This is a genomic window from Variovorax sp. YR752 (assembly GCF_943372545.1).
This window is the reverse complement of sequence record NZ_CALRZC010000374.1, coordinates 1-5,091: the sequence shown is the minus strand read 5'-3', so window position 1 is coordinate 5,091 and position 5,091 is coordinate 1. Positions and strand designations below refer to the sequence as shown.

At 69.1% G+C, this 5,091-nt stretch carries 3 protein-coding genes; all 3 read right to left on the bottom strand.

Going from position 1 to position 5,091, the window contains the following annotated elements:
- Positions 1-219: 219 nt before the first annotated feature.
- Entirely contained in the window at positions 220-2,364 is a 2,145-nt protein-coding gene (locus AAG801_RS40455; protein ID WP_341893515.1) for a glycoside hydrolase family 3 N-terminal domain-containing protein, read from the bottom strand.
- Positions 2,365-2,633: 269 nt separating this feature from the next.
- Complete coding sequence (gene tcuB / locus AAG801_RS40450; protein WP_341893514.1) at positions 2,634-3,869, bottom strand: tricarballylate utilization 4Fe-4S protein TcuB; 1,236 nt, start codon at positions 3,867-3,869, stop codon at positions 2,634-2,636.
- Positions 3,853-5,091, bottom strand: a 1,239-nt coding sequence (tcuA, locus tag AAG801_RS40445; protein ID WP_341893513.1) for an FAD-dependent tricarballylate dehydrogenase TcuA, incomplete at its 5' end; no start/stop codon positions are given. The genes tcuA and tcuB, both read right to left, overlap by 17 nt.

Here is a 5,091-nt window from a genome sequence, read left to right as displayed (position 1 = left end):
CCAAGGGCAAGGACTTCTCTCACCTCACGCAGGCCCAGTTCGATCGCATCGCCAATGAAATGAACGGTCGACCAAGACAGACACTTGGCTTTGCCAACCCTGCTGAGGTACTCTGGCAGACCGTTGCATCGACGGGTTGAGCCCGCCGGAGGGGCGCAGCCCCGGGGGACATTCGCGGAGGGAAGTACCCGGTGGCCTGGGCACGCGCCCCGAAGAAACTCACTCCCGCGTCAACACGAAGCGCTTCTGAATCCCGCCCGCAGCCGAAGGCGCGACCCACAAGTCGATCTCACCCGGCTCGACCACAGGCTTCATGTCCCGCCCCAGAAACTGCAGATCGTCATCGCCGACAGCGAACTCGACCACCTCCGACGCCCCCGGCGCAATCCGCACCTTGCGGAAGTTCTTCAGCTCGCGCACCGGCCGCGTCACGCTCGCAGCGCGCTGGGCCAGGTACAGCTGCACGACTTCTTCCGTCTCGCGCGTGCCCGTGTTCGTGACGGTGGCGCGCACGCGCAGCGTCTTGCCGATGGCGAGGCGGTCGCTGCTCAGCTCGACCTGGTCGTAGCGCACCGGCGCATAGCCGATGCCGAAGCCGAAGGGGTACAGCGCCTCGTTCGTCGCGTCCAGGTAGCGGGTCTTGAAGGCCGTGCCCGGCGCGCTCTCGGGCGAGGGGCGGCCGGTGCGCTTGTGGGCGTAGTAGTAGGGCACCTGGCCAGCAGTCTGCGGAAAGCTCACGGGCAGTCGGCCCGAGGGGTTGGCGTCGCCGAACACCACGTCGGCAATCGCGTGGCCGGTCTGCACGCCAAGAAACCAGGTCACGAGGATCGCGCGCGCATTGCGCACCGCGCCCTTGAGCGCCATCGCGCGGCCGTTGCTCAGCAGCACGACCACCGGCTTGCCGGTGGCGGCCACGGCTTCGGCCAGGTCCTGCTGCGCCTGCGGCAGGCCGATGTCGCTGCGCGAGCGCGACTCGCCCGACATCTTCTGGCTCTCGCCGATGGCCAGAACGACCACGTCGGCGTCGCGCGCTGCGGCCACGGCGGTTTCGATGCCGCCGGGCAAGGGCGATTCGACGTTTGCACCACGCGTGACGGTCAGCCGCGAGGCCTCGATGCCCAGCGCGGCGTGCAGGCCCTCGTCGATGCCCACGGGGGCCGACTGGCCCGGGAACAGGCTCCAGGAGCCCATCAGGTCCTTCGTGCCTTCGGCGAAGGGGCCGATCAGCGCGATCTTCTGCGGGCCGGTCTTGGCCAGCGGCAGCAGCTGGCCCTCGTTCTTCAGCATCACGATCGAGCGGCGCGCGCTCTCGCGGGCCAGCGCGATGAAATCGGGGTTCTCCACGCGCTGGTCGGCGGGCTGGCCGTCGAGGCCGCGCATCGGGTCGTCGAAGAGGCCGAGCTTGAGCTTGACCCGCAGCACGCGCCGCACCGCCTCGTCGAGCCGCGCCATCGGCACTTCGCCCGAGGCCACGAGGTCGGGCAGGTAGCGGATGTACAGGCCGCTTTGCATGCTCACGTCGGTGCCGGCCATGAAGGCCAGCTTGGCGGCTTCGCGGCTGTTGGCAGCGTGGCCGTGCTCGATGAGTTCCTCGTCGGCCGTGTAGTCGGACACCACGAAGCCCTTGAACTTCCATTCGTCGCGCAGCACGCCGGTGAGCAGCGCGGGGTTGGCGGTGGAAGGGACGCCGCCGATCTCGTTGAAGGCGCTCATGACCGACAACGCGCCCGCATCGAGCGCCGCGCGGAACGGCGGCAGGTAGACCTCGCGCAGCGTGCGCTCGGAAATCTCGCTCGTGTTGTAGTCGAGCCCGCCCTCGGCCGCGCCGTAGGCCGCGAAGTGCTTGGGCGTGGCCAGCATCGAATCGGCGTTCGACAACGCGCTGCCCTGGAAGCCGCGCACGCGCGCCGCCGCGAACTGGCGCGCAAGGTACGGGTCTTCGCCCACGCCTTCGAGGCCGCGACCCCAGCGCGCGTCGCGTGCGATGTCGACCATCGGCGCAAACGTCCAGCGGAAGCCGTCGGCCGTGGCCTCGACCGCCGCCGCGCGCGCGGTGCGCTCGGCCAGCGCAGGCTCCCAGCTCGAGGCCTCGGCCAGCGGCATCGGGAAGATGGTGCGAAAGCCGTGGATCACGTCGGCGCCGAAGATCAGCGGAATGCCGAGGCGCGATTCACGCACCGCGACTTGCTGCAGCCGCCGCTTGCCTTCGAGGCCGGCGTTGTTGAACAGGCCCGTGAGGCGCCCGTTGCGCACGTCCTCGGTCTCCTGCTGCCCGTTGCGCCAGCCGGCCTGCGGGTTGTTCGGGATGTTGATGTCCGCCGGGCCGTACAGGCTGAGCTGGCCGGCTTTTTCCTGCGGCGTCATGCGCGCGATCAGCGATTCGATGCGGGCTTCCGCTGCGTCAGGCGCGTGGGACGCGTGAGAGGGCTGGAGGGCTTTGGGAACGGACGCCGCAGTGGCGGGGGGAATCAGGGCGGGGAGGGAGAGGGCGGACAGAGCGAGGGCGAGAACGGCGGCTTTTCGAACATGCATGGCCGCCTATTCTGCAGACAACACCCGTCGGCCCCGGCCAGCGGGTTTCCGCCCTGGCCGTAGGGGCTTGTCTGACCTGGGGCGGCTTCAGGCCATGCGGGTCAGTCCGCACCTAGCCGCAGCCGGCTGGGCAAGCGCTTCTCGATCGCGAACTTCAGGAGGGCCGCGCAGCGGAAGATGCCGTGCGCGAACTTGCCGTAGGGCAGCGTGAGAAAGAGCGCCATCACCACGCCCAGGTGCACCGCGAGCAGCAATGCCATGAAGGTCGTGTCGCGCCATGCGAGCAGTGCGAGGCCGGTGAGGCTCGTGAGCAGCAGCAGCGCGATGAAGCCGCGGTCCATCGGCCGCTGCGCCGCATCGCCGTGGGCGGCGTGGCGCCGCAGGTTCAGCCACAACAGGCCGACGGGGCCGATCACGAGGCCGATGCCACCCGCGGTGCCCAGCAGCACCGGCAGGCTCGTGAGCGCATAGGGCGCGTGCAGGTCGAACAGGTAGTGGTACAGCGTCGCCACGCAGGTGGACGCGAAGCACAGCATGAAGCCATAGAAGGTGAAGTGATGAAAACGCCGGCGCCACAGCGTGAAGCGATCGTCTTCGTTGTTGCAGCCTTCGCCATGGCCACCGTCGAGGTAGGTCAGGCGCAGCGCGTCGTGCGCGGCTTCGGCGCTCGCTGCGCGGCGCACGCCCGGCAGGTCGGGGGCGTTGCCCGGGTCGTTCGCGGGCGAGACCTCGCGCCAGAAGCGGCGCGTGCCCATCGCCAGCGCGAACATCACGAACAGGAACACCGCGCCGAACACCAGCGCCAGGAAGTTGTGCGGAAAGATCGCGTAGAAATTGCCCGCGAGCGGTTCGTGCAGGAGCGAGCCCGACATCGCCACGGCCAGCACGAGGAACAGCGCGAGCCCACCCGCCAGTGCGAGTGCCACGGTGAGCCCGGCCTTCTTGTAGAGCGCGCCCATCGCGGGCGGCCAGGCGTAGTCGTGGTACGTCTGCAGGCGCACCTGCGCCATCGCCTGCGGCACGTTCACCGCGAACTCGTGCGGCGGTGCGTACTGGCAGGCATGCAGGCACGAACCGCAGTTGTGGCACAGGTTGGCGAGGTAGTGCGTGTCGGCCTTGCCGAATTCGAGCCGGCGCGTCATCGCGGGGAACACGGCGCAAAAGCCTTCGCAGTAGCGGCAGGCGTTGCAGATCTGCAGGATGCGCGCGACCTCGCCCTCGCTGGCGGTCAATGGCAGGGCGGGCTGGATCGGAATCACGCGCTGCGAAGGCGGGGCGCTGCCGATGCCGTCGGCATCCGCACGGGCGCGTGCGACGAGGTCAGTGAGCTGCTGCAAGGGCGGTCTCCGGGAGATGCTTCGAATGGTTCTTTGCTGCGTTCGCAGCCTGCGTCCCGGCGATGCGCCCGAAGGCCGTGCCGATGCTCATGCCGACGCCCGCCGTGTAGCCCTTGCCCAGCACATTGCCGGCCATCATTTCGCCGGCCACGAAGAGGTTGGGGCTCGGCCGTCCGCCGAAGCGCACGGCGGCGGTCTCGTCCACCTTCAGGCCCAGGTAGGTGAAGGTGATGCCGGGGCGCAGCGGGTAGGCGTAGAAGGGCGCGGTGTCGATGGGGCGCGCCCAGTGCGTCTTGGCGGGTGCGAGGCCCTCGGTGTGGCAATCGTCGAGCGCGGTGTGGTCGAAACGGCCGACGCGGCAGGCGGCGTTGTAGTCCTGCACGGTGCGCACGAAGGTGGCTTCGTCCAGGCCGATCTTCTGCGCGAGTTCGCCGAGCGTGTTCGCCTGCGTGCCGGTGAACACGGGCGGCATGAAGCGGCCCACCGCCTGCTGGTCGATGACCGACCACGCGATCTGCCCCGGTTGCTGCGCCACGAGCCGGCCCCAGATCGCATAGCGCTTGGGCCAGAAGTCTTCGCCCTCGTCGTAGAAGCGCTGCGCCTCGCGGTTGACCACCACGCCGAGCGACACGCAGTCGATGCGCGTGCAGATGCCGCCGTCGTACAGCGGTGCGCGCGCGTCGATGGCGACCATGTGGCCTTGCGACGGATCGCCGATGCTGTCGGCGCCCGCGGCGATCATGTATTTCAGCAGCACGCCCTGGTTGAAGCGCGTGCCGCGGACGAGGAAGTTGTCGGCCGGCCATTCGCCGCGCTCGTTCTGGCCCCACGCTTCGCGCAGCCATTCGCGGTTCGATTCGAAGCCGCCCGAGGCGAGCACGCAGCTCTTGGCTTCGATGCGCTCGCCGGCCTCGGTGCGCAGGGCCACGAAGCGGTCGCCGTCGAGTTCGACCGCGGCCACGGGCGTGTCGTAGCGGATCTGCACGCCCAACTTCTCGGCGCTGCGGAAATACGCATTCACCAGCGCCTTGCCGCCGCCCATGAAGAAGGCGTTGGTGCGCGCCACATGCAGCGCACCCGACAGTGGCGGCTGGAAATGCACGCCGTGGCGGCGCATCCAGTCGCGGCAGTTCGACGAGGCGCGAATCACGAGGCGGGCCAGGTGCTCGTCGGTCAGGCCGCCGGTCACCTTCAGCAGGTCTTGCCAGTACTCCTCTTCAGG